The organism is Gemmatimonadota bacterium (genome assembly GCA_041390105.1).
Lineage (GTDB): Bacteria > Gemmatimonadota > Gemmatimonadetes > Longimicrobiales > Gaopeijiaceae > JAGQIF01.
This window is the reverse complement of record JAWKQO010000001.1, coordinates 632266-654440: the sequence shown is the minus strand read 5'-3', so window position 1 is coordinate 654440 and position 22175 is coordinate 632266. Positions and strand designations below refer to the sequence as shown.

At 68.5% G+C, this 22175-nt stretch carries 20 protein-coding genes; 10 read left to right on the top strand and 10 right to left on the bottom strand.

Going from position 1 to position 22175, the window contains the following annotated elements; genetic code table 11:
* Window positions 1–25 precede the first annotated feature (25 nt).
* The 7 genes from R3E10_02945 to R3E10_02915 all read left to right on the top strand — a co-directional run bounded on the left by R3E10_02945 (window position 26) and on the right by R3E10_02915 (window position 6224).
* The gene (locus R3E10_02945) at window positions 26–592 is read left to right on the top strand and encodes a hypothetical protein (GenBank protein ID MEZ4414683.1); all 567 of its coding nucleotides are present in this window, start codon (window positions 26–28) and stop codon (window positions 590–592) included.
* Window positions 593–633: 41 nt separating this feature from the next.
* Window positions 634–1314, top strand: a complete 681-nt coding sequence (locus R3E10_02940) for a lysophospholipid acyltransferase family protein (protein ID MEZ4414682.1) — start codon at window positions 634–636, stop codon at window positions 1312–1314.
* Complete coding sequence (locus tag R3E10_02935; GenBank protein ID MEZ4414681.1) at window positions 1311–2024, top strand: class I SAM-dependent methyltransferase; 714 nt, start codon at window positions 1311–1313, stop codon at window positions 2022–2024. Before R3E10_02940 ends, R3E10_02935 begins: the two co-directional genes overlap by 4 nt.
* A 131-nt stretch (window positions 2025–2155) precedes the next feature.
* A complete protein-coding gene (locus tag R3E10_02930; GenBank protein MEZ4414680.1) occupies window positions 2156–4414 on the top strand; it encodes a S9 family peptidase in 2259 nt (752 codons plus the stop codon).
* Window positions 4411–4593 (top strand): hypothetical protein, encoded by a 183-nt coding sequence (locus tag R3E10_02925; protein ID MEZ4414679.1) that lies wholly within the window; start codon window positions 4411–4413, stop codon window positions 4591–4593. The genes R3E10_02930 and R3E10_02925 overlap by 4 nt, the downstream gene beginning before the upstream one ends.
* A 48-nt stretch (window positions 4594–4641) precedes the next feature.
* Window positions 4642–5505 (top strand): hypothetical protein, encoded by an 864-nt coding sequence (locus R3E10_02920; GenBank protein ID MEZ4414678.1) that lies wholly within the window; start codon window positions 4642–4644, stop codon window positions 5503–5505.
* Window positions 5502–6224 carry a hypothetical protein gene (locus R3E10_02915; GenBank protein ID MEZ4414677.1) on the top strand — a complete coding sequence of 241 codons (723 nt, stop codon included), beginning with the start codon at window positions 5502–5504 and terminating at the stop codon, window positions 6222–6224. Before R3E10_02920 ends, R3E10_02915 begins: the two co-directional genes overlap by 4 nt.
* Window positions 6225–6416: 192 nt before the next feature.
* Here R3E10_02915 and R3E10_02910 read toward each other — a convergent pair whose 3' ends face one another.
* Window positions 6417–7103, bottom strand: coding sequence for a tetratricopeptide repeat protein (locus tag R3E10_02910; GenBank protein ID MEZ4414676.1), 687 nt, complete (start codon window positions 7101–7103; stop codon window positions 6417–6419).
* Window positions 7104–7204: 101 nt separating this feature from the next.
* The gene (locus tag R3E10_02905) at window positions 7205–8416 is read right to left on the bottom strand and encodes an MFS transporter (GenBank protein MEZ4414675.1); all 1212 of its coding nucleotides are present in this window, start codon (window positions 8414–8416) and stop codon (window positions 7205–7207) included.
* Between the two features lie 159 nt (window positions 8417–8575).
* Between R3E10_02905 and ggt the strand changes: the two genes are divergently transcribed.
* Window positions 8576–10309 (top strand): gamma-glutamyltransferase, encoded by a 1734-nt coding sequence (gene ggt / locus R3E10_02900; protein ID MEZ4414674.1) that lies wholly within the window; start codon window positions 8576–8578, stop codon window positions 10307–10309.
* A 3-nt stretch (window positions 10310–10312) separates the two neighbouring features.
* Entirely contained in the window at window positions 10313–10720 is a 408-nt protein-coding gene (locus R3E10_02895) for a DUF423 domain-containing protein (GenBank protein ID MEZ4414673.1), read from the top strand.
* Window positions 10721–10789: 69 nt separating this feature from the next.
* On the opposite strand, the gene R3E10_02890 is transcribed toward R3E10_02895, so the two are convergent.
* The 8 genes from R3E10_02890 to R3E10_02855 form a co-directional block, all read right to left on the bottom strand.
* Window positions 10790–11173, bottom strand: a complete 384-nt coding sequence (locus R3E10_02890; GenBank protein MEZ4414672.1) for a hypothetical protein — start codon at window positions 11171–11173, stop codon at window positions 10790–10792.
* A gap of 22 nt (window positions 11174–11195) precedes the next feature.
* Window positions 11196–12119: an acetylglutamate kinase gene (gene argB / locus R3E10_02885; protein ID MEZ4414671.1), complete on the bottom strand. Its 924-nt coding sequence runs from the start codon at window positions 12117–12119 to the stop codon at window positions 11196–11198.
* Window positions 12116–13123 carry an N-acetylornithine carbamoyltransferase gene (locus tag R3E10_02880; GenBank protein ID MEZ4414670.1) on the bottom strand — a complete coding sequence of 336 codons (1008 nt, stop codon included), beginning with the start codon at window positions 13121–13123 and terminating at the stop codon, window positions 12116–12118. The genes argB and R3E10_02880 overlap by 4 nt, the downstream gene beginning before the upstream one ends.
* A 16-nt stretch (window positions 13124–13139) precedes the next feature.
* On the bottom strand, window positions 13140–14288 hold the full coding sequence (locus tag R3E10_02875; protein ID MEZ4414669.1) for an aminotransferase class III-fold pyridoxal phosphate-dependent enzyme: 1149 nt from the start codon (window positions 14286–14288) through the stop codon (window positions 13140–13142).
* On the bottom strand, window positions 14279–15364 hold the full coding sequence (gene argC / locus R3E10_02870) for an N-acetyl-gamma-glutamyl-phosphate reductase (protein MEZ4414668.1): 1086 nt from the start codon (window positions 15362–15364) through the stop codon (window positions 14279–14281). The genes R3E10_02875 and argC overlap by 10 nt, the downstream gene beginning before the upstream one ends.
* Window positions 15336–16409, bottom strand: coding sequence for a hypothetical protein (locus R3E10_02865; GenBank protein ID MEZ4414667.1), 1074 nt, complete (start codon window positions 16407–16409; stop codon window positions 15336–15338). Before R3E10_02865 ends, argC begins: the two co-directional genes overlap by 29 nt.
* Window positions 16406–16888 carry an arginine repressor gene (locus tag R3E10_02860; protein MEZ4414666.1) on the bottom strand — a complete coding sequence of 161 codons (483 nt, stop codon included), beginning with the start codon at window positions 16886–16888 and terminating at the stop codon, window positions 16406–16408. Before R3E10_02860 ends, R3E10_02865 begins: the two co-directional genes overlap by 4 nt.
* A gap of 165 nt (window positions 16889–17053) precedes the next feature.
* Window positions 17054–19393, bottom strand: coding sequence for an aminotransferase class III-fold pyridoxal phosphate-dependent enzyme (locus R3E10_02855; protein ID MEZ4414665.1), 2340 nt, complete (start codon window positions 19391–19393; stop codon window positions 17054–17056).
* 130 nt (window positions 19394–19523) lie between these two features.
* On the opposite strand from R3E10_02855, the gene R3E10_02850 reads away from it, so the two are divergent.
* Window positions 19524–22145: a hypothetical protein gene (locus R3E10_02850; GenBank protein MEZ4414664.1), complete on the top strand. Its 2622-nt coding sequence runs from the start codon at window positions 19524–19526 to the stop codon at window positions 22143–22145.
* Window positions 22146–22175: the final 30 nt, after the last annotated feature.

Genomic DNA, 22175 nt, shown 5'->3' with positions numbered 1-22175 from the left:
CTGCCCCCGTTGTGGGGCCGATCCGATGCAAGGAGAGCGCGACCGCGCAGTCTGCCCCACCTGCGGGCGTACGTTCGTGCGTGTGCGCGAGGGACGGCGCATTCGCATTCTCGACGCGGCGGGGAAGGTTGAGAACGCGCTCGTGCAGACCTTGGTCGGGGATATCGAGCGCCTGGGCGGCTCGTTGACCACTGCGCGTCAGGAGGACGGACGCGTGGAGTATTCGGCGCGGGTGGCCGTGCGCCGGAGCCTCAGCGAGGACCCGGTCGAGCATGAGGGTCGGTTGCTGGGCTACATCGAGCGATTGGGGGAGCCGGAGCAGGGGACGCTGACCATCACCGAAGACGCGCTGCGCTTCCAGCCGGACGTCGGGGATGCGGCCGCCTGGGCGTTGATGGATCTCGGAGCGGTGCAGACCAGCTCGGCTGCGCTGCAGATCTCCCCGCTGCGAGCACCGGTGGTGGAATTCCGGTTTCTGGGGGACTCTCCCTTCCGCTGGGAAGATCTCTTGCGGACCCTGCTCACCGAGGCATACCGCCGCGAGGGAAGGGGCGAGATCATCGAGTTCCAACCGCGGATCGTAGCGGCATGAGCGGGCGTATGCCGTCTCCCGCCGCTCGTTGGACTGCGAGCATGTACAGGCCGGTCAAGCGACTCATGCGCTACGTGCTCATGCCGCTTCTGGCCAAGGTGGACGTGGAAGGGCGGGAGCACATCCCCAGGCAGGGGCCCTTCTTCCTGATTCCCAATCACCAGAGCGTGCTCGACCCGCTCATCGTACAAGCTCTGTGCCGACGCACGGTCTTCTCCATGACCAAGAGCACGCAGTTCTCGAGCAAGCTCATGCGCTGGCTGCTTCCTCGCATCGGCGCGTTTCCCGTGCGCCGCTACCGCATCGACGCGCAGGCGGTGCGCACCGTGCTGCGCCTGATCGAAGAAGGGCAGGGGGTGGGCATCTACCCGGAAGGGGAGCGGTCCTGGGACGGGCAGCTTCAGCCCCTGCGGCGAGGCACCATCCGCGTCTTGCTCAAGGCAGGGGTTCCCATCATCCCGGTCGGCATCGCGGGCTCCTACGACGTGTGGCCGCGCTGGAGCCGCCGACCGCGCCGCTGCCGGGTCCGGCTGCGCTACGGAGAGCCGATCGTATTCGGTCCGCACGCCGATCGGCGGGCTCGCGAAGCGGCGCTGCCCGCAGCTCGCAAGCGTCTCGAGGCCGCGCTCAGGGAGCTGGTGGACGAAACCAGCGGCGCCCGTGAGGGTGAGGAACGCGTTCCGGAGCGTGCTCGCCCGGATCCGAAGGAGCGCTGGGCTTGAGCGACCAGGTCATCGGCAAGGAGTACTACGACCGCTCGGACTACTTCGAAGGGGGCACGGGTCACCTGACGGACCTCGAGAGCCCCTTTCAGCAGTATCGCATCCGCAAGGTGTTGGAGATCCACCGGCCGGCGCCGGCGGATCGGGTGGTGGACCTCGGGTGCGGCTGGGGCACGTTCTGTTTCGCGCTGGCTCCTGCCGTGACGGAAGTCGTGGGCGTCGACTTCTCGGAGAAGTCGATCGAGCTGTGCGAGCGTAGGCTGGCGGACTCCCGCTTCGAGAACGTGCGCTTTGTCTGCGCCGACGCCGGAGAGACGGGGCTGCCCGGCAGCGTCTATGACGTGGTGTTGGCCGCGGATCTGTTCGAGCATCTGTATCCGGAGGATTCGGCGCGAGTGTTCGCGGAGGCGTACCGGCTCCTGGCCCCCGGGGGGCGCTTCGTCATCTGGACGCCGCATCGCGGACATATCCTCGAGGTCCTCAAGAACAACGACATCCTGCTCAAGCGTGACATCAGCCACGTCGACTACAAGTCGATGGAGCGCCTGCTGGAGTATGCCCGGGGAGCAGGGTTCGACATCGAGCGGGCATACTATGCCGAGTCGCACGTGCCGGGGCTCTCCGGGATCGAGCGGGCCCTGCAGGGGGTCGTGCCCCTGCTGCGGCGGCGAATTGCCGTACTGGCCAGGAAGCCCATTCGGGGCGTCTGAGGGGCCCCATCCCGTCAGGCCGTGCCTTCCCGGCGCGGCCGCTGTAGACTCCATCTGCGGCCCTCGCCGCGCGGCCGTCCGCTCGTCCAGGGGCGCTTCCGAGTCGCACGTCACTTCCACCGATGCTGCCCATGCGAATCCTGAGACTCCTCCTCGTTCTCGCAGTGCTCACGCCCTCGCTGCTGGCTGCGCAGGCGCAGCGCCCGATGACCTTCCTGGACATGCAGTATCTCAAGCGGGCGGGCTCGTGGGCTCCCAGCCCCGACGGACGCTGGATGCTCTACACCGTAACGACCCCGAACTGGGAGGAGGATCGGCAGCAGTCCGATCTCTACCTCGTGTCCCTGGCGGACGGTATCGCCTCCGGCAGGCAGCTGACGTTCACAGATGAGAACGATGAGGACTCACCGGCGTGGTCGCGCGATGGCCGCTGGTTCGCGTTCCTCTCCGATCGAGATGCTCCCACCGGCGGCAATGGGGGAGCGGGCAGGAACCAGCTCTACCTCATGCGCCCGGATGGGGGCGAGGCCCGCAAGCTGACGGACGCCAAAGACGGCGTCCGGGACTTCGCGTTCAGTCCCGATGGCCGTTGGGTGAGCTACCGGGCGGGCAAAGAGCTCGACGCCCAGCTGTTTCGGCTGCCCATGGACCGTGTGTTCGAGGCGGAAGCGGAGCAGCTGACCGAGACGGAAGCCGGTGTGGAGCAGTGGAAGTGGTCACCCGACGGGGGGCGTATCTACTTCACGACGCCGGACTCCCGGAATCGGGACGAGGAGCTCCGCCGGGAGAAGGGATTCACGGTCAACATCCGCAATGCGGAGACGCCGCTGTCGTCCTTGTGGGTGATCGAAGCGCCTACGGGCGCCGTGTCCCGCCTCACGCACGATGAGAGCATCTCGGTCGACGGCTTCACCATCTCGCCGGACAGTCGTTGGGTGGGCTTCCGCGGGATCTCCGCCGATCGATACGAGCGCAACATCACCGAAGAAGGCATCAACGCCGACCTCTTCCTTCTGGAGGTGGCTTCCGGGCAGATCGAGAGACTGACGCACAACGAAGAGGTCCCCGAGAGGGGGCCGGACTTCTCTCCGGACAGTCGCTGGATCGCGTTCTCAGCGCCGGACGAGCTGACCCGCTATTCCATGACCAACGAGCGCCTCTACCTGCGTGAGACCTCGGCCCGGGGTGCCACCTTCCAGAAGTTGGGGAGTGGATTCGACGGGGATCTGTCGATCGGGTTCTGGTCGGAAGACGGGAAGACGATCTACTTCAACGAAGGGTGGAAGGCCACGCGGCAGCTCTTCGCCCTGGACATCGCCAAAGACGCTGTGCGGCAGGTCACCGACGAGGCCGCCGCCCTGGCAGTTTCGCAGGACGAAGACACGGGTGTGCTGCTGATCAACTATCAGGACCCGAGCACGCCGCCCACGCTGTTCACGGTGGCGCGCCTGGACCGCATCGCCCGGCGGGCGGAGTGGACGCAGCTCGTCGACGTGAACCCGCAGGTGCGTGACCTGGCCTTGGGTACCGAAGAGGAGATCACCTGGACCTCGACCGACGGCAGGGAAGTGGGCGGCGTGCTGGTCAAGCCGGTCGGGTACCAGGAGGGTCAGCGCTATCCCTTGATCGTCGCCATCCACGGCGGCCCGGCCTCGGCCGACGTGTTGGGATTCAACGGCGGCTATGGTGCGCAGGCGTATGCAGGTGCGGGATATGCGGTGCTGCGGCCCAATTATCGCGGATCCACCAACTACGGGCAGGAGCACCGTACCGCGATCGTGGGCGACTACTTCCCGCAGGGCTATGACGACATCATGACCGGTGTCGACCATCTCATCGCCCAGGGCATCGTGGACGAAGACCGCATGGGCGTGCTGGGGTGGAGCGCCGGCGGACACTGGTCCAACTGGATCCTCACCCATACGGACCGCTTCAAAGCGATCAGCTCCGGTGCGGGCACCATGAACTGGATCAGCATGTACGCGCAGAGCGACGTGCAACGGAATCGCCAGTTCTACCTCGGCGATGGTCTGATGTATGACGACTTCGAACCGTATTGGGAGCAGTCGCCGATCCAGTACATCCGCAACGCCAAGACGCCGACCATGGTGCACGTCGTGGAGGGAGATCCTCGGGTGCCCAGCCCGCAATCCGTAGAGCTGCACATGGCGCTCAAGAAGCTGGGCGTGCCCACCGAGCTCTTCATGTATCCGGGCCGCAGTCACGGTATTCCCGATGCGCGCAACCGGCTCGTCAAGTCCGTCAGCGAGATGGCCTGGATGGACTACTACGTCCGCGGCCAGGGCAACAAGTTCGACTGGCGCCAGGTGCTCGAGACCCTGCCGGGGAACGGTGAGCGGCCTAGGGCCGCGACGGAGCAGGGGAGATGAAGGCGTATCTCTACACGAGCGGGCTCCTGTTCGCGCTGGTCGTTCTGGCGCACGGGGCACGGTTGCTCGCGGAGGGGCGGTGGCTCCTTCGTGATCCGGTGTGGCTCCTGCTCACGGCGCTGGCAGCGGCGATGGCGGTTTGGGCGTGGCGACTCGTGCGCTCCTTGCAGCAACGGTAGCGCGCCCCGGCCGCGGGAACTCAGGCATCCTCGCCTCGTGTAGGATCCATGATGGGATCGCGACTAGGGTGCGTGTGCGGGTTGGTGGCGTGCATGCTGTTGCCGCCCCGCGGCGGCGTTGCTCAGTCCGACCTGGGAGACGATCGGCCTGACGTGTACGCTCACCTCGGGGACCTGGCCTTGAACGGACTGGTCGGAGGTGTGATTGCTGGAGTCCGACGGGAGTTGCGCGGCGGTGCCTTCCGCAGTGCGTTCCTGGACGGAATCCTCGGTGGCGGACTGTCGTACGGGGGGAAGTGGATCGCTTCCCGCGAGTTCGATGGCGCAGGTCTCCTGGGCCGAGAGCTCGCGGCAGTGGGTCACTCGGTCATTCGGAATGCCGGAGCGGGGGAGCCCCGCCTGGGACGGATCAGCTTTCCTCTCTGGTTCACCCGACTCGAGTGGGATCGAGGAGAGGGCCGCGTGCGTCCGGGAGTTCAGTGGTCCGAGCTGACGGCCCTCGCCTGGGCGATTTCCAACGAACATCTGCAGGTGAACGGGGCCCAGTCCCTTTCCGCCGGCGCAATGGTCTTCGACGCGCCCCGGCGTCTGATCCGTGTCAACGGCGAACCCATCGATGGATTCGAGCTGGAAGGGGTGATCGCGCTATCTGCGGTGCGCCTGCAAAGCTACGGCGAAAACCTCGCTCACGAGCGGGCGCACGTGCTTCAGGGCGACCTGATGCAGAGCACCATAGGCGATCCGCTGGAGACCTGGATGGCCCGGAGACTGGGGGTCGCCTGGGTGCGCGCGCTCGGTCCCATCGGTGCTTTGATCCCGCTCGGTTGGGGACCCATCAACGGCGTGGTTTTCGGAGAGCCTGGGTCAGGTCCGTTCGAGAAGGAAGCGCGCCTGCTGGCGGGACATCGATGAGCCGGAGCATCCGCTGGTGGGCAGTGGCGCTCATTGGGGTCTCGCTGAGTGGCTGTGACATCACGTTCCAGGAAGTCTCACTCGCTCGGGGCGCGTCGGCGACCGTGGCCGTCACATACTCCGATTCCCTCGGGACTGAACGATCCGAACTGGAGGTCTTCTATCGACCTCCCATCGACGTGGACCGAGTGAGTCTGCGGGTCGGGGACCCGACGTTCGAGGTGGGCGCGCGGCGTGTGCTCCTGAGCGTCCTGAAAGACGTCGCCGGGATCGGCTACGGAGCGCAATCGCCCGACGGACCGACGCCCGACGACATCCGCACGCCTCTGCGCGTGCGCGCGCCGGTAGTCCGCCAGGGCGACACTGTGCAAGGGTATCTGCCCGCGTTGCGCCAGCGCTCGACCGACCCGGCCATCACGCCAACGGGCGACCTCTCAGTGGGCTGGGGCACGACACCCGGACCTGCCGGCACCGACGGAGTGAGCTGGAGGCTGCAGATCGAGCCGCTACAGCCGGATACGGGGAGCGGCGGTCAGGAGACACTCGTGTGGTCGGGGACCGGAGAACCGACCGTACCGTTGGTCATCCCAGCGGCTCAGCTGCCCCCGGGGCGGCCTTGGTCCGTGAACCTCCGATTCGACGAGCGATCGAGTGGAGGCACGACCGCCGGGGTGTTGTCGCTCGCCGCTCAAAGCCAGTTGTGGTGGGTCGTTCCCTGAGAAGGGAGAACACCCCGGGCCGGGACGTCGGTTCGGCCCAGGCCCACGGTAGGGGTGGACGGCGTGGCGGAGAACGCGGCTTGGAGGTGCTGACAATGAGGGGCACTGATCCATGACTTTACATAATATGTATTATGCGACGTTCTGGATCAGCCGCTCCGGGGGGACAGCGGTTCTTTTCTTTGTGGTTTCCTAGGAGGCCCTGGCGCGTGCCTCGGCCAGGCGCATCTCGACCTCGGCCCGCTCCAGTGACGCTTCGTCCATCCCGTCCAGGACCTCCTGGTACAGAACTGCGGCCGCTCCAGCATCGCCTTCGGCTTCCAGGAGGCGCGCGGCCGCCATCTTGGCATCGGTGACCTGGAACGGCAGCGTTGCCGAGGAACCCACGCGGCGGTAGACGCGCACGGCGTCCTGCAAGCGGCCGGCGTTCTCATAGGCGGCCCCCAGCAGCATCGCTGCCTGGATGTTTACGGGCTCGTCCAGGTCGCCCATGGCCGGCTCCAGCACCACGATGGCCTGGGCGGCGTCGCCAGCCTCCAGATTGAGTTGGCCGAGCATCATCCGCGCTTCCGCCGCTGAACGGCTCCCACCGAACCGCTCGAGGAAAGCACCCAGCTCTCCACGGGCGGCGTCGCGGTCCCCGAGCCCGATGGTCGACTGGATTCGCTCCAACTCCCCGACGGCCTGGGTCTCCACGCCGCGCTGGAACGACCGCCAGTACCAGGCGCCACCCAGGATCACCAGCAAAGCCACGACGCCGATGGTCAGGATCTGTCGGTTCTTCTGCGCCCAGTCCGAGGCTTGGACGACGCCACTGATGAACGCGTCATCGGGATTGTCTTCGATGCGGGCGGAAGCCGCTGTGGAGCGCTTGGCCATCGGGACGCTTCAGCTCTGCAGAATGGTTGGAGAACAGACCATCAAACCTAAGAGCCGCCCCCTCCCGGTCAATGCGACCGAGCGGCGCCAGCGCATCGGGATCAGCCCGCGGTCGCCGTGGCCCGGCGCAGCGACGGGTGCAGCGCCAGGAGCGTTCCCACCAGAAGAACCGGCGCACAGAGCTGGCCGGCCCGCACCGGACCCACCAGGTCACCCAGCCAGCCGGGGATGATGAGAGCCACGGAGGCCACCGACCACGCCAGCCCCATGACGATGCCGGATCCGACGGCTGCACCCGCGGGCAGGAGCTCCTGTGCCGTGACCACGATCGGCGGTAGCAGCGCCATGTTCAGGAACCCGGCTGCCAGGATGGCCGCCACCCCGCCGACCGAGTCCGGAGGCAGAGTGATTGCCAGCCAGTGGGCGGGAGCGCCCAGCAAGGTCAAGCCCACCAGCAGGCGGCCCCGGTCCATCCGGTCGGTGAGGAAGCCCGAGGTCAGCGTCCCCATGGCCTGGGCGCTCAGGTACACGGTGAGCGCCACGGCGCGAGCGCCCTGGGAACCCCCGCCTTGATCGATGATGATGGGTTCCAGGGTCAGAAAGGTCCGCTGCACGAACGCGCCGAGCGCGCTGATCGCGAACAGCAGCCCCAACGGGCCTCCGAGGTGGCGGATCAGCTCGCCCGGCCGCGGCGGCATGGGCATGCGGCCGTCCGAAGTGCCCCCCGGGACGAGGGGCCAGAGCAGCGCGCACAGGAGCAACCCCGGGATCATCGCCAGCCACAGGCCCTCCAGCCCGAAGAGGTCCACGGCTCCCACAGCCAGAAGCGGCCCCAGCGCATACCCGGCGGCGCCGCCGAACGAGAAAATGGAAAGGCGCACCCCGCTTCCCCGCCCTTCGTTCACGCGGGTGGCGAGGGAGGCGCCCGGAGGATGGAAGGCGGCCGCCCCCAGTCCGCCGACCAGGAGGAGCGCCACCAGCGTCACGTACGTGGGTGCCAGCCCCATGAGGGAGAGCAGGCCTGCCGAAAGGGCCGGCCCCAGGATCACGAACGGCTTCCGACCGATGCGGTCGGCGAGATAGCCCAGGAACGGCTGCGGAAACGATGTCGCCAGCGAGAGCAGCATGGCGAGGGTCGAGGCCCCGGCGATCGACAGACCGTGCTTCGCCATCAGGTCGGGCAGCAGGGGCGGCAGGAAGCCCACGTAGGCGTCCGTCACACCGTGCGCCAGAGCGATGGCGAAGGCGGCCTGGGTGGTGCGGACGGCCAAGCGCTGAACGGCGGCGTCGGACGTCGGGACGCTGGTCTGCACGGGCGGGTGGCTTCCCTTCTTGCTGGGAAAGGCGACAGGAACCCCGGGTGGCGCCGGCGGTTCCCGGGCACCATGCTACGTGGATTCCACCCGTTGCGCCCCCCGGGTCCTCTCCCGGAAGGGCCCCCGGGCTCTTCGACTTCTGGAGGACCGACACCGATGTCCAGGGTCCGCCGCCTCGCTGCGGCTGCGCTCGGTTCCGCGCTGTTGGTTGCGTGTGCTCCCCCACCCGATCTCCCCGGAGAGCCGGAGGCGGTGGTCTTCCCTGCCCAGAACCGGCCGGATGTCCGCGGCACCAGCGGAGCGCTCTCGTCCGACCATCCATTGGCCACGGCCGCTGGCTACGAGGTCCTGCTCCGCGGGGGGAACGCCATCGACGCTGCCATCACCATGGCAGGTGTCCTGGCAGTGGTCCGCCCCCACATGAACGGCGTGGGGGGCGATGCCTTCATGCTGTACTACGATGCGGCCGGCGGCGCGGTCTCCGCGCTCAACGGCAGCGGCCGCGCCGGTGCCCTGGCCACTCCCGCGTTCTTTCAGGAGGCCGGGGACACGACGATGCCCCAGGTGGGCCCCCGCAGCGTGAGCGTTCCCGGCGCCGTGCGGGCCTGGGAAGACGCCCTTGCTCGCTTCGGTACGATTTCTCTGGCAGAAGCGTTGGCCCCGGGCATCCGCTACGCCCGCGAGGGCTTCCCGGTCTCCACGCGCTTGGCAGCGGACATCGAGGAGCAGAGCGGCTCCTTGGATGACGCGGGGCGTGAGCAATACCTGCCGGCGGGCGCCCCCCCTCCCGTGGGAAGCCTGCTCAAGAACCCGGCGCTGGCCCGCACCCTGGAGCGGATCGCCCGGGAGGGGGCCGACGGCTTCTATCAGGGGCCGGTCGCCCAGAGCCTCTCGGCTCTCCTGGAGGCACGCGGAGGCTATCTGCGCACGGGCGATTTCCGGGCCCACCAGTCCCAATGGGTCGAGCCGTTGGAGGGGCGCTATCAGGGCTACCGCATGTTGGTGATGCCCCCCAACACCCAGGGCTTCGCGCAGCTTCAACAGTTCGCGATGGCGGAGGACTTCGATCTGGTGGGCATGGGCTGGGGAAGCGCCGACTATTGGCATACCCTCCTCGAGATCAAGAAACTGGCGTTCGCTGACCGGGACGCCTGGGCTGCCGATCCGGACAAGGCGCAAGTGCCCTTGAGTCAATTGCTTGATCCTGAGTATCTCACAGAGCGCGCGAGGATGGTGGACCCCGCGCACGCGGCTTCCGACGTGACCACTGGAGTGCCCCGCGCCGGGGCGATCGCGGCGGGGGGTGGGCATGGGGACGAGGCGGACGGTGGGGACACCGTCTACCTGACGGTCGTGGATCGCTGGGGGAACGCGGTGAGCTGGATCCAAAGCCTGTTCGCGGGCTTCGGGTCGGGGGTCTTCGATCCGGAGACCGGCGTGGTTCTCCAGAATCGCGGGGCGCTCTTTACGCTAGAGGAGGGTCACCCCAACCAGGTGGCCCCCGGCAAGCGGCCCTACCACACGCTGAGTCCCATGATGGCCCTGCACGGGGACGGTGCTCTGGCGTTCACGTTGGGGACCCCCGGCGGGGACTCGCAGACCCAATCGATCCTGGCCATCACCAACAACCTGCTGCTCTTCGGCATGACCCCGCAGGAGGCCATCGAAGCGCCGCGCTATCGCGGCAATCCCGGCTTCTCGGTCTCGCTGGAGGACCGGATTCCCGCGGATGTGCGGATGGAGTTGGAGCAGCGCGGACACCGCATCCGGGTGGTGCACGGGTGGACCGCCACCTTCGGCGGCGCCCAGATGATCCTGGTCGATCGAGACAACGGAGTGCGGACCGCCGCGTCGGATCCCCGGCGCGAGGCCTATTCCATCGCCTACTGACCCATGGCCACCGGCACATCCCTCCAGTCTCGTTTCGGTCTCCTCGGCGCCATCCTCGGCTTCCTGGGCGTGGCCCTGGGTGCGTTCGGTACGCACGCCCTGGCCGGCTCGCTGCCCGCCGCGCGCCTGGCCACGTTCGAGACCGCGGTCCGGTACCAGCTGATCCACGCGGTCGCATTGGTGGCCCTGTCGGCCGTGGCCCGACGGGCGCCCACCCGGGCGCTGGCGCTGGCGGGCCTCATGATGGCCCTGGGCGCCCTGATCTTCTGCGGCTCGCTCTACCTGCTCGTGCTGCTGGACCAGCCGGCCCTGGGGGCGGTCACGCCTCTGGGTGGAGTCTGCTTTCTTGTTGGATGGATGTCACTTGCGGCGCATTATCTCGCGTTGCGTCGCATGCCTGTGCGGGGTTGAGACGACCCTGATCCCGCCTGGGACTTGGGGGTCGGGGCGCTCCCGCCGCGGGGGCCCCCCCAGGGTTCTCTAGTGCGCTACGAGGCGCGCACGGAAGCTCGAGTCGACCGTGAGGGTGAGGTGGTCGTCCGGCCCCACGTTTTCCACGCGGTTGGACGCGGTGCGACGTCCTCTGGGATCGAACACCAGGGCCCGGGCGCTGCTGGCGTCCCGAAACACCGGGACCGTCGTCCGCTGACCCTGGTCCACCGTGGCGAGGAGCTCGGTGTCCAGGCGGGGTCCCCACTGCAGGCGCACCTGGATCGGCGTCTCGAACTCGTTGACGATCTCGAGGGTCAGCGGGTTCCCTCCTCCGGGCTCCATCCCGAAGTCGCCTCCGCTCGAGGGGGTCGCGCACGCAGCGGCAAGGCCCAGGGAGACCAGCGAGATCAGCATGCCGGTGCGACGCATCACGGCCTCGAGTCCTCCCTTCCTGCTAGCCGGCCACCTCCGCGGGTGCCATCTGGGACACGTCCGGCACGACCAGGGTTCCTGACCCCTCGTTCGTGAAGATCTCGAGCAGCAGGGAGTCCGGCACCCGATAGGAGATCACGTGCACCCTCCGCACCCCCGCCTCGATGGCGGTGCGGATGGCGGCGGCCTTGGGGAGCATCCCCCCCGCGAGCGAGCCAGCTGCGGCCAAACGGTCGAGACCCTCCAGGTCCGTATAGGACACCAACGAGTCGGGGTCGGAGGGGTCCCTCAGCACGCCGGGCGCCCCGGTCATGATGATCCACTTCTCCGCCTTGATGGCGGCCGCCAGCGCCGAGGCGATCGTGTCCGCGTTGATGTTGAGGATCTCGCCCTGGTCGTCCGCCGAGATCGGACTCACCACCGGGACAAAGCCTTCATCCAGGATGCGCCGCAGCACATTGGCATCGACCGAGACCACATCTCCCACGAAGCCGTAGTCGACGAGGTGCCCCTCGGGCGTGGTCTTCGGCGGACGCCGCACGGCACGCACCAGTCCAGCGTCCACTCCGGAGATGCCCAGGGCCGGGACGTCCAGCTCACGGCAGCGAGCCACGATAGCGGTATTGACCGTGCCGTTCAGCACCATGGTCGCGACGTCGCGCATACCCGAATCGGTCACGCGCCGGCCGTCCACGAACGGGGCGGCCACGCCCAACGACTCCGCCACGTCGGTCATCTGGCGGCCTCCGCCATGCACCAGGACGATGCGGATGCCGAGGCGGTGGAGGATTCCCACCTGCTCCAGGAGCGAGCGTCCCAGCGCGGGGTCGGTGAACACCTCCCCGCCGGCCTTGATCACGAACACCTTGCCCTGGAAGAGGCGCAGATAGGGCACGGCGCGGCGAAGCGCGAAAACGGCGCTGACCGGGCCGTCGGGTGCGGTCATCGAGATCCTCCGAGTAGATCGAGCAGAATGGCTTTCTGGACGTGCAGGCGGTTGGCTGCCTGAGGCACGACCCGCGACCGAGGGCCGTCGAGAACCTCGTCCGCTACGACGACGTTCCTGCGGACGGGCAGGCAGTGCATGAAGATGGCGTCGGACCGCGCGGGTCGGAACCAGGACTCCTGGACACACCACTCGCGGAACTCCGAGCGCAGCGCCGATTCGCCGTTGGGGTCGCCATAGTAGCGAGGCGATTGCCACGACTTGGCATAGAGGACGTGAGCGCCTTCCAGGGCCCCCTCGCGGTCCTCGGTCTCCTGGACGCTCCCCCCCGCCCCGGCGGCGAGCGCCCGGGCCCGCTCCATGACCGGCGCCGGCAGCCCGAACCCGTCGGGCCGGAGCACGGTGACGTCCATGCCGCGCATCGCACCCATCTTCAGCACGGCGGCCGGAACGGCCAGCGGGAGGGCTTTCGGATGCCAGGCCCAGGAGAGCACCATGCGTCCACCCCGCCGGGGGACCCCCGTGTCATCCAGGGTCTTCCAGTCCCCCAGCGCCTGACAGGGGTGATCCATGGCCGACTCGAGGTTGACGAGCGGCTTGCAGGTGTGGCGCAGCAGTGAGGCGAGCAGGGGCTCGGAAAGGTCGTGCTCGAGCGACTTCCCTTCCGGGAACGCGCGGACCCCCAGGACGTCGGCATACTGACCCAACACCGGGATCGCCTCCCGGATGTGCTCGGCGGCGTCTCCATCCATCACGACGCCGTCCCTGACCTCCAGCTTCCAGGTTCCCTGCCCGGGCGCGAGGACGAAGGAGGATCCGCCCAGCTGAGCCATGCCGGCCTGAAATGACGACAGGGTCCGGAGCGATGGATTGAAGAAGACCAGCCCCAGTACCTTGCCCCTGAGGGTCTCGCGCAGAGGCTCGGCCTCCAGTTCCTGGGCCGACTCCAGCAACCTCTCGATGGCAGCGGCGTCGAGCGCTGCCAGATCCGTGAAGTGTCGCACCGGCCGCGGCTCCCGCTCAGCCACCGAGCCGGGACAGTGCCGCGGCCAGCGCATCGACGTGCTGGCGCTCGATGACCAGGGGCGGCATGAGTCGCACGACGGCAGGATCCTTGGAGGTGCCGGCCAGGATGCCCTGGTCGCGGAGACCAGCCACCACCTGGGCCGCCGGTCGGTCGCACCGCAGACCGACCAGCAGGCCGCGACCCTGGATGGCCGAGACGGGACCCACCTGGCAGGTCTCCCGGACTCGGGCGCCCATCTCGGTGACGTGATCGAGGAAGCCGGGTACGGAGAGCTCGTCCGCCACCGCCACGATGAGGGCCGCTGCCAGGGGGCCACCCCCGAATGTGGTTCCCAGGTCACCCGTCCCCACCGTCGCCGCCACTGCCTCGGTCATGAGCACCGCACCTGCCGGGAACCCTCCGGCCAGGCCCTTGGCGGTCGTGACCAGGTCGGGATCGACGCCCGCGTGCTCGATTGCGAAGATCTTGCCAGTGCGTCCCATACCGCACTGGATCTCATCTGCGATCAGAAGTGCTCCGGCCCGTCGGACGCGCTGGTGGGCCTCCTGCAAGAAGTCGATCGGGACGTCGAGCGCCCCCTGGACGCCTTGGACAGCCTCGACGATGAGGGCGGCCACGTCGCCGCCCGCCAGGGCACGCTCCAGCGCCGGCAGATCCCCAAGTGGAATCCAGGTCACGTCGAAGGGCGTGCGAGGGAAGCCGTACCACTTCTCGCTTCCGTAGGTTACGGCAGCGGAGGCGGCGGTCCGGCCGTGGAAGGCACCTTCCAGGGCCAGCACACGAGTGCGACCGGTGGCCCGCAATGCCAGGCGCAGGGCATTCTCGTTGGCCTCTGCCCCCGAGTTGACCAGGAACACCTTGGTCAAGCCGGCCGGAGCCAGCTCCACCAAGCGCTCATGCGCCCGGGTGCGGATGGCCACGTCGACCAGGTTGGTCTGGAAGAAGAGCCGATCGGCCTGTTCGCGCAGGGCGCGCACCAGGGCCGGATGCCCATAGCCCAGCAGGGCCGTGGCGTGACCGCCATAGAAGTCGAGGTAGCGCTCCCCGGTCGACGAGGTGACCTCGACCCCTTGCCCCTCATTGATCTCGATCCCGAGGCGCGAGTAGACCGGCACCTCCGCCTTCGTCGTGGCTAGCTCCATCCCAGTCCCGGTGTCAGCAGGCCGGTCGACTCGGGGAGTCCGGCCAGACGGTTCATCCACTGCACGGCGCCCCCGGCGGCGCCCTTCACGAGATTGTCGAGCGTCGAGACGACCACCGCCTGGTCACCGTCGACGACGGCGGAGATCCGGCAGCGATTGGTGCCGACCACCTCCTTGAGGGACGGGGGGTCGGCCGATACGTGCACAAAGGGAGATCCGCTGTAAAAGGCCTGCATGGAAGAGACTAGCTCGCTCGAGCTCATTGAATGCGAGAGCTCCATGTGGAGCGTCGCGTGGATGCCGCGAGCGAAGGGTCCCGAGGTGGGGACGAACAGGACGCGAGGATCCTCGCCGTCGGTCAGCCGTCCGAGCAGCATCTCCATCTCGGGTCGGTGCCGATGGGTGAGCGGCTTGTAGACCTTCATGGACCCGTGCCGATCGGGGTGGTGCGTTCCCGCGGTCGGAGTGCGGCCGCTCCCGGTGCTCCCGGTCACTGCGCTCACGCGGATCGGTCCGGCGAGCAGCCCCTGCGCGTGCAGGGCCGCCGCCCCCAGGGTCACGCAGGTGGTGAAGCACCCTGGATGGGCGATGGGCCCCTCGGGGGTGTCCGCCCTGAGCTCGGGGAGGGCGCACGTGAAGTCCGCGATGCGTCCGGGGGCCGGGTGGTCGTGGCCGTAGACGGCTTTGTAGGCATCGGCCGTCGGAAGCCGGAAGTCCGCGGAAAGGTCGACCAGCAACAGGTCCTTGCCCGCCCCCTGAGCGGCGCTGAGCAGCTGGTCGAGCGTCGCGGCCGTCGCCCCATGCGGGAGGCAGGAGAAGACCGCCACTCGGGGGCCGCCCCCCAAGATCCGGTCGAGCTCGCTGGACGGCAGGAAGGTGCCGCCCGGCAGCACGCCGTGGAGATGCGGAAACAGCTCCTCGATCGAGCCTCCGGCCTGTCCGTGGGCGAAGGCCCCCTGAAGGCGGAGCAGCGGATGGCCCCAGAGGAGGCGCATCACCTCGGCGCCCACGTATCCACTTCCGCCCAGCACCCAGGCCGGGATCTGCTCAGCCGCCACCGTTTGCCCTCCGCGCATGGATTCCCGCACCCTCCAGGACCACGTCCGCCAGCTCGGACGGGGATACCCTGGCATTGATGGCCCGCACGCCAAAGCGTGCCTCGATCACCTCGGTGCCGGCGGCGTTGTCGGTGGCGGGTCCGGTGACCACGGTGGCCCGGATCCCGTAGGTCTCCTCGAGGACCCGCAGGCCTCCGTAGGCGCCTACGGGGTCGGTGGCCGCCAAGACCACCGCCGAGAAGGACCGGCGCAGCGCCTCGTCGTCCAGGATGGCATCGACGCCGTAGTCGCCGAAGAGCCCGTCGCCCAGTTCCAGCACCAGGACGTCCGGGCGGTCCTCCGCCAGCGTGGTGAGGATGGCCCGCGCCAGCGACGGCGCGTTCTCCCTGCGGGTCGTCACCACCCCGAAATCCGTGAAGACCGCCGTGCGAACCGCTCCCGAGTCCTCCATGTGCAGGACGTCCCGGCGCAGGCTGACCCCGGTGGTCTTCCCCCCGTGCACGCGCAGATTACGGTGCGCGAGCTCCTGAATGAGGCTCGAGCACGCCAGGGTCTTCCCGGCGTTCATCGAGGTGCCGACCACGGCGATGACCGGCGTGGTGCCTACCTCCAGGCGCTCGGGCATCGGGAGGGCCTTGCGGCGGATGTTGGCCGGGATGCCGATGCGTTCGCCCAGGTAGGGGAATGACAGGACCTGTCCCAGCACCTCGCACTCGAAGGGCGGCCCCACTTCGGGGCTGTAGGAGGTGCAGGTGCCGATCACGCCACCCAGGTTCAGGATGTTGGTGGTGGCGCCCGTGGCGAGGCTCGTCGGAATGTGGCCGGCATAGCCGCCCAACGCCCGACGATGCCCCAGGGCACCGACGACCACGTCGCCGGGCTTCAAGGACGAGAAACGCCCCGTGGGGAGCTCCAACTGATTGTAGGTGCTCTTGCGCGTGAGGATGCGCACGGCCACCACGTCCCCTTCCACGCAGGGGAATTCATCCCCCACCCACACGGAACGGCCCACGGACGCGTTGCGGGTCACCGACGCGATCTTGTCGACCACGAGCTGTCTCACTCGGCGGTCTCCTCTGGATTCTTCATCTCGATGGTGTTGTCCTGCTTTTCATTGGAGGCCCACACCTCCAGTCGACTGCGAATACGGGGCAGCGCGTCCGGGACCGCCACGGCGATGAAGATTGTGTCATCTCCCGCGATGGTCCCCACCACCTCGGGCCACCCGGCCTCGTCGATGGCCACGCCGACGGGTTGGGCCGCACCGACCCGCGTGCGAACGACCATCAGGTGGTCGCCCGCCGGGACCGCGGCCTCGATCAGGCCGAGGATCGCGGATGGGATCCGGCGCGGATCGTCCGGCAGCTGATAGACGCCGCGCACCTTGGTGACGGCGAGCGCCCTCAGGTCCCGGGAGATCGAGGCCTGCGTGATGTCGTGCCCCTGCTCCCGCAGGCGGGCCACCAGCCGCGCCTGGGTGCGGATCCGTTCCCGACTCAGCAGCTCCCGGATCGCCCGGTGCCGAATCTCCCGCTCGTCCACGGCCTCCTCTCCTGGTCCGCGCTCCCTCGGCGGAACGAAACAGAGCGGCCCCCCGGGTAGTCCGGCGGGCCGCTCCATGCATCAGTATGCGCATAATATTCAGGTACGCGCGGCCGCGCAAGGGGCGCTTCAAGGGTCGGTTCGAGACGCAGGTCGGCGTGGGCCTCAGGGGAGCGCGGCCAGGCCCGCCCGCAGTGCGTCCAGGAGGCGCTCTCCGTCCTCCGCGGAAAACGGCAGGGGCGGCTTGATCTTGAGGACGTTGTGGTCCGGCCCGTCCGTGCTCAAGAGGATCTGCCGCTCTTCCTTCACCCACTCGACCAGTCTACGGGCGCGCACGGCATCGGGGGTGCGGCCCGCCCGGTCCTCGACGATCTCCAACCCCAGAAACAGGCCCCTGCCCCGGGCCTGCCCCGCATGGGGGCTGGCGCCCTCGAGGTCGGCCAGCCCGTGGAGCAGACGCTCGCCGACCCCGAGGGCGTGTTCCCGAAGGCGCTCCTCCTCCAGAACGTCGAGCACGGCCAGCCCCACCGCACAGGAGACCGGATTCCCACCGAAGGTGTTGAAGTACTCCATGCCGTTGGCGAAGGCGTCGGCGACCGATCGGGTGGTGACGACGGCCCCCATGGGATGCCCGTTTCCGATGGGCTTGCCCAGGGTGACGATGTCCGGGCGGGCCCCCGCCTGCTCCCAGCCCCACCAATGGGACCCCACGCGTCCAAACCCGACCTGGACTTCGTCGGCCACCACGACTCCGCCCCGGGCGCGGACCTCGTGGAAGGCTTGTTGAAGGAACCCCGCCGGGGGCACGATCTGGCCGCCGCAGCTCAGGATGGCCTCCGCGAAGAAGGCGGCCAGGCCGGAGCGCCCGCCGCGCGCCCGCTCGGCTGCCTCGGCCACCGCGGCCGCGTAGGCGACCCCGGCGCGCTCCCCGCGGTGCCGGCCGCGGTAGGGGTCCGGCAGCGGGGCTTCCTCGACCCAGTCCGGCCGGCCCCGCCCGCCCCTGCCCTTGTATTTGTAGGGGCTCATCTCCACCAACGCGGACGTGTTGCCATGGTAGGCGCCGTCCAACACCACTACGCCGTGCGCGCCTGTCACCGCGCGCGCCATGCGCAGGGCCAGCTCATTGGCCTCGCTTCCCGAGCAGACGAGGTAGCACACCTCGAAGGGTGGCCCGAAACGCTCGAGCAGGCGCTCGCAATAGCGCGGCAGCAGCTCGTGCAGGTAGCGGGTATTCGTGTTGAGCAGTGACGCTTGCTCACTGAGGGCCTCGACCACGCGGGGATGCTCGTGCCCCACGTGTGCCACGTTGTTCACGCAGTCCAACCAGGCCCTCCCCTCCGGGTCGTAGAGGAAGGCACCCCGACCGCGCACGATGTGAAGAGGTCGGCGGTAGGACAGGCTGAGCGCTTTGCCGGCGACCTGCGTGCGTGCGCGCTCGATGGCGCCCCTCGCCCGCGTGGGTCGGGCAGGCCTGCTCGCTTCCCCACTGAGTCGGCGGAAGACGCGTCGGTCGTCGAGGAGCGTCAACGTGGCCAACGTGCGGCGCACGCCCGCCTGGCTGACCACCAGGTAGTCGTCGTTCCGCTCTCCAGCGTCGGCGGCCAGGGCGGCCATGGCGATGCTCACGCACATCCGCAGGCGAATCAGGGGAAGCAGGAGCTCGCGCTCCAGCTCCGTCGGCACCAGTGAACGCCCGTAGCCCTCCAGCATCTGAGCCAGGACCCCGACGGGATCGGGAGTCTCCAGCAACAGATAGGTGGCAGCGATGACGAGGTCGGCCACGCGCAGGCTGTGGACCAGATCCCCGAGATCGATCACTCCGATCAGGTTCCGCTCCGAGCCCACCAGCAGGTTGTGGTCGTTGAGGTCGTTGTGGGCCACTCCCCTGGGCAAGGAAGGGAGCAGCGGCTGAGTGTGGGCCTGAAAGCGCGTGAGCTCGTCGCGCACCAAGGTACGAAGCGCGGGGTCCGTGAGGAGCGCGCTGCCCCGTTCCACGACCTCAGGCCCTTGCAGGAGGTCCCAGGCGAGGTAGCGGTGGCAGCCCGGGTGGTCGAACTCCGTGAGGGCGCGGGTGATCTCGGCGACGTGTGCGCCGACCGGGCCCGGCCCCGGCCGGGCCCCGGGGGGCGTCTCGGCGAGCGGCGTGCCCGGAACCCAGCGCAGCAGTCGGACGCGATGGAGTGCTCCCCCGTGGGTCGGGAGCCCCGGGAGGTCCTCTCCCCCGAGCGAGGGCCTGGGAGCGGGGAACCGCAGTTGGGGGAGTGCGGCCTGGAGGTGCCGCATGGCGGCGTTCTCGGCCTCGAGCGCGACCAGGGGCGTGTTGGCGTTCGCGATCTTTAGGACCCACTCATCCGCCACGCGGAAGTTCTGGTCCTGGTAGCTGGGAAGCTCCTGAGCTGCGCCGTCTACGCCGAACAACGCCCTGGCCACCCGCCGCGCCTCTGCGGCGGTCAGCGAGGGCCGCCCATCGCCCCGGGCAGGAGGGAACTCGACGGCGTCGGACATGAGGAACCTTGGCCCCGCGGTTCGGGTCTTCAATTTGCATCGAACGTTCGCAAACACCTGCCCGCAGGGCCCGGTGGCGCCGCGCAATATACCGAGCGCCACCCCATTCGACACACAACGAGGCACGGCCATGACTCGTCTTCTGGTGGCGTTCATCGCGAGCGCCCTGGTGCTCGCCGCATGCGACGGGGGGACGTCCCCGCCGGTCGCCACCACTGTTCAGGTAACCCCGTCGACGGCTTCGTTCAGCAGCGTCGGCGAAACCGAGCAGTTCTCGGCTCAGGTGTTGGACCAGGATGGCAACCCCATGTCGGGGGTGTCCGTGACCTGGACGAGCACTGACATCGGCGTAGCCAACGTGGGACCGTCCGGCCTCGCGACATCGACCGGCAACGGCACCGCGCAGATCCGCGCGACCGCCCAGGTCCAGGTGTCCACCGGGGGCAGCGTTTCGGGCGCCGCCTCCGTCAGCGTCGATCAGGTTCCTGAGTCGTTGCTCAAGACGGCTGGCGATGCCCAGACGGGCGAAGTCGGCGAAGCGCTTCCCATCAGTCCCACCGTGGAGCTCAAGGACGCCCTTGGGACGGCGGTCATCGGGAAGGCCGTGACCTTCGAAGTCGTGGGTGGCGGCGGATCGGTGGGCACGAGCACCGTTCTCACCGGACCGACCGGGCGGGCGGCAACCAGTTGGGTGTTGGGTGGCACGGTGGGCGCGCAGCTCATGCGTGCCACCGTGGGTACGCTCTCGGTGGACTTCACCGCGACCGGCGAGGTAGGGATCCTGGCGGTGAGTACCAGCGCGTTGGATCGCGGACGGCAGACACTGCCCTACGCGGAGACGCTTCTCGCCAAGGGCGGCAATGGCGGAGGGTACACCTGGTCGCTGGCCAGCGGAGCGCTCCCCGGCGGGATCAGCCTGTCGGCCTCCGGCACGCTCACCGGTACGCCGAGCGTGGCCGGCACGTTCACACCCACGTTCCGCGTCCAGGACGGCGCCGGTGGAAGTGCCACCCGCGCGTTGACACTCACCGTGTGTGATGCGCCCCTGTCCCTCGGCGTGGGCGCGCACATGGTGGTCGACGCGTCGACGTTGAGCACGTGTGGGTTCTATCTCCCCTCCAGCGCTGGCGCGGGCTACCGGGTCGGCGTCACCTACCCGCTCGCCTCCGAGTCCAGCACGTCGGTGGCGGTGAATCTGCAGATGCGCGGCGACGGGGTCACCACGACCTCGGCAGCACCGCAGGTCAGCACCACGTTCGCCGCCGATGCCTTCGCTGGACCGGTGCTGTCGGCCTCCGCACCGGCCGTACGCGGGCTGGAGCGTGCGGTGGCGCTCTCGGAGAGCACGGAGCGCTTCCATTTGGCTTTGCGCAATCAGGAGGAACGCCTCGTCGCCAGCCTGCCGCGCAGTGGTGTGAAGCCTGCCCAGGGGACGCCGCTGCGGGCCGCCTTCGACCTCGCGGCGGCGGCCCAGGCCGCCCCGGACACCGTGGTGCTCACCGTCCCCACGGACGCGTCCACCTGCAGCTTGAGCTCGGCCAAGTCGAACACGGCCGTCAAGCTCGGGGAGAACCAGTACGTCGCCATCTATCAGACGGTCTCGCAGCGGACGAGCGCACCGGTTTCACAGGGCAGTGTGAATCTGATGCTGTCGTTCTACGAGAACTACGGGCGCGAAGTGATCGAGAAGTACTTCGGTGGTACGACCGACATCAATGGCGATGGCCTGATCACCGTGCTGGTGACGCCCGACATCGGCGAGCAGGTGGCGGCCTTCGTCTGGAGCGGCGACTTCTTCTCCAATGCCACCAACGTCTGCCCGGCGTCGAACGAACGAGAGCTGATCTACTTCAACGCCAGCGTCATCAATGACATGGACGATGAGACCAGCTTCCAGGCGCTGGCCACGCTGGTCCACGAGGCCAAGCACGTGTCCTCGCTCTACCATCGGGTCGCCAACCAACCCTTCCACCCGAGCTTCATCGAGGAAGGCACAGCCGAGATTGCGGGTGAGATCGCGACCCGCCTGGCCTGGGCCGCCACCGGAGGGCCTGCGGTAACCGCCAAGGCTACGCGCAACGACTTCGTCGTCGGTGGGCAGACCGACATCCGCGCCGAGAACTACGGGATCTTCCTGCGCATGGCCCGCGTCACCTGGTATCTGGCCGCGCAGCCGAACGGTCTGAGCGCTTCGCTCACCTCCCAGCAGAATGGCATCTACGGGTCGGGTTGGCTTTTCCACCGGTTCCTGGGGGATGCCTACGGGAACGCAGGGTCCGCGACGCTCGGAGATCAGACGCTGTTCCGTATGCAGAACGACTCGTCGACCGTAAGCGGCTTCAGCGGCTTCACCACCTTCACGGGCAAGTCGTTCGTCGACTTGGAGCTCGAGTACGCCATCGCCGTGACCTTCGGCGGGACGGGGGTAGCCACGGCGCGTGACTTCACCACCTACGACTTCCGGAACGTGGCCGAGCTGTTCCGCAATCCGGATCCGGCCGGCTCATTCCCCTGGCCCGTCACGCGGACCTGCAACGGTGGCCCTTGCCCCACGGGCTTGGATTCGTCCACGACGGACAACGACGACGGAGTGGTCCACGCGGCGCAGTTCGGGAACCGCACGTATGCGGGGTCCCTGGGTCCGGGTGGTATCCGTGTCCACGAGTTCGAGTCCGATGGCAGCGGTCGTGGTGCGGAGTTCGACGTCACGGCCACGTCGGGCGTGAAGGTGATCATCGCTCGCGTGCGCTAGCCCCCGGCGCCCGGGGAGCGGCAGAAGGGG